The sequence below is a fragment of the Streptosporangium sp. NPDC006013 genome, from assembly GCF_040614275.1.
In the GTDB taxonomy this organism is placed as follows: Bacteria; Actinomycetota; Actinomycetes; order Streptosporangiales; family Streptosporangiaceae; genus Streptosporangium.
In genome coordinates this window covers 1-3040 of record NZ_JBEXUE010000769.1, presented here as the reverse complement: position 1 = coordinate 3040, position 3040 = coordinate 1, and the positions used below count along the sequence as shown (strand labels likewise).

At 69.7% G+C, this 3040-nt stretch carries 1 protein-coding gene; it reads left to right on the top strand.

What is annotated here, in order from left to right:
• A partial coding sequence (locus ABZ260_RS49240; protein ID WP_355632368.1) for an SDR family NAD(P)-dependent oxidoreductase occupies positions 1-2956 on the top strand: 2956 nt, incomplete at its 5' end.
• Positions 2957-3040 lie beyond the last annotated feature (84 nt).

Below are 3040 nucleotides of genomic sequence, written 5' to 3'. Positions count from 1 at the left end.
GCTGGACGCGGCGCTGCACGCGGTGAGTTTCACCGGGCTGGACGCCGCAGCGGGTACGCGGTTGCCGTTCTCCTGGGATGAGGTGTGCCTGCACGCGAGTGGGGCGACGCTGCTGAGGGTGCGACTGGCCAAGGTGGGCGAGGACGCGGTATCGCTGAGCGCGGTGGACTTCGCCGGGGAACCGGTGGTGTCGGCGCGGTCACTGGTGCTGCGCCCGGTCTCGGCCGACCAGCTCGCCGCCGCCGGGAGCACCCCAAGGGGCGAGCGGGACGCGTTGTTCGGGCTGGAGTGGACGCCCTCGGTTCAGACGCTGGTATCCGACGCCGAACTGGACGTGGCCGAACTCACCGGAGAAGCCCTTTCGGACCTGGCCCTGCTGGATCGGGTGCCGGACGTGGTCATGGTCGCCGTGGGATCGGCCGATGCCGAGAACGTGGTGGAGTCGACGCACGCGCTGGTGGCACAGGTCCTGGGCCTGCTGCAGCGGTGGTTGGCCGATGAGCGGTTCGGGGCGTCGCGGTTGGTGTTCGTGACGCGGGGTGCGGTTGAGGCGCGGGAAGGTGATGTGGTCGCGGATCTGGCGGGTGCGGCGGTGTGGGGGTTGGTGCGGTCGGCGCAGTGGGAGAATCCGGGCCGGTTCGTGCTGGTCGATGCCGATGGTGAGGTGTCGTCGTCGGTTTTGGCGGGGGTGTTGGTCTCGGGTGAGCCGCAGGTGGCGGTGCGTGAGGGTGGGATGCGGGTTCCGCGTTTGGTGCGGGTGGCGCCTGTGGAGGAGGCCGGACGGTCGTGGGATCCGGACGGGACGGTGTTGATCACTGGTGGGACGGGTGGTCTGGGGGGCAGTCTGGCTCGGCATGTGGTGGCCGAGCGTGGGGTGCGGCATCTGTTGCTGACCAGTCGTCGGGGGTTGGATGCTCCGGGTGCGCTGGAGTTGCGGGCGGAGTTGATCGCGCATGGGGTCGAGGTGACGATCGCGGCGTGTGACATGGCGGATCGCGATCAGGTGGCGGCGCTGTTGGCGCGGGTGGATGCCGAGCATCCGCTGACCGCGGTCATTCACACCGCCGGTGTGCTGGCCGACGGCACGATTCCGTCGCTGACGCCGGAGCGGCTGGATGCGGTGCTGCGTCCGAAGGTCGACGCCATCTGGCATCTGCACGAGCTCACCCGGGATCTGGATCTGGCGGCGTTCATCACGTACTCGTCCCTGTCGGGGGTCATGGGCTCCGCTGGGCAGGGCAACTACGCGGCCGCGAACACGTTCTTGGACGCCTTGGCGCAGGTCCGCCGGGCCGAGGGGCTGCCCGCGCTGTCGCTGGCCTGGGGGCCCTGGACCCAGGACACCGGATTGACCGGAACGCTGGGCGATATCGACATGCAGCGGATCACCCGTACGGGCATGCCGCCGTTGACGGTGGAGCAGGGCATGGCACTGTTCGAGGCCGCTACCGCGCTGAAGCACGCGGTGCTGGTTCCGGTTCGGCTGGATCTTCCTTCAATGCGCGTCCACGGCGAGGTGCCGCCGTTGTTGCGGGGTCTGGTGCGAGGTGGCCGGCGGTCGGCGGCGTCGGGCTCGGTGGTGGCCGCGACGCTGCTGCAGCGGCTGGCTCCGCTGGGGGCGGCCGAGCGGGCCGAGGTCCTGGTGGATCTGGTGCGCGTCGAGGCGGCCATGGTGCTGGGCCATGCCTCGTCCGACACGGTGGAGGTGCGTCGGGAGTTCCGCGAGCTGGGCTTCGACTCCCTCACCGCCGTTGAGTTGCGCAACCGGCTGAACGCCGCGACCGGGCTGCGGTTGCCGGCGACGCTGGTGTTCGACTACCCGACACCGATCGTGCTGGCGGAGTTCCTGCTGGCCGAGCTGTTCGGCGAGGACGCCGATGTGACGGTTCCCGCGATGCTGGTGCCGGTAACGAACGATCCGGTCGTGATCGTGGGTATGGCGTGCCGTTTCCCGGGTGAGGTCGCCTCTCCGGAGGATCTGTGGCGGTTGGTGGCCGAGGGCGGGGACGGGATCTCCGAGTTCCCGACCACACGCGGCTGGGATCTGGGGGCCTCGCACAGCTTGGACTATGTGCGCGAGGGTGGCTTCCTGGAGAGTGCCACGCAGTTCGATCCGGGGTTCTTCGGGATCTCGCCGCGTGAGGCGCTGGCGATGGATCCGCAGCAGCGCCTGCTGCTGGAGACGTCGTGGGAGGCGATCGAGCGGACGGGCGTGGACCCGACCTCGTTGCGCGGCAGCCGTACCGGCGTGTTCGCCGGTGTGATGTATCACGACTACGGGATGAGCGCCGCACTCCCGCCGGAGGCGCTGGGCTTCATCAGCACCGGTACGGCGGGCAGCGTCGCGACCGGCCGGATTTCGTACGCGCTGGGTCTGGAGGGCCCGGCGGTGACGGTGGACACGGCGTGTTCGTCGTCGCTGGTGGCGATGCACATGGCGGCGCAGGCACTGCGCTCGGGTGACTGCGACCTGGCGCTGGCGGGCGGTGTGACCGTGATGGCCACCCCTGCGGTGTTCATCGGCTTCAGCGCGCAGGGTGGGCTGGCAGGCGATGGGCGGTGCAAGTCCTTCGCCGACGCGGCGGACGGCACCAACTATTCCGAGGGTGTGGGCATGCTGGTGCTGGAGCGGCTGTCGGACGCGCGCCGCAACGGTCATCGGGTGCTCGCGGTGGTGCGGGGTTCTGCGGTGAACCAGGACGGCGCGTCGAACGGGTTGACGGCGCCGAACGGTCCGTCTCAGCAGCGGGTGATTCGCCAGGCGCTGGCCGGGGCAGGGCTCTCGGTGTCCGAAGTGGACGCGGTCGAGGCGCACGGTACGGGAACGACGCTGGGTGACCCGATCGAGGCGCAGGCCTTGCTGGCGACCTACGGTCAGGATCGGGACGAGGACCGTCCGCTGCTGCTGGGGTCGATCAAGTCGAATCTCGGTCACACCCAGGCCGCGAGAGCGTGATGCTGTCCTTCAACAGCAGCCCCTATCAAGGCGAAGCCGGCTCGTCCTGGTGGCACGTACATCGGGAGGAATCCTGCGAGCTGC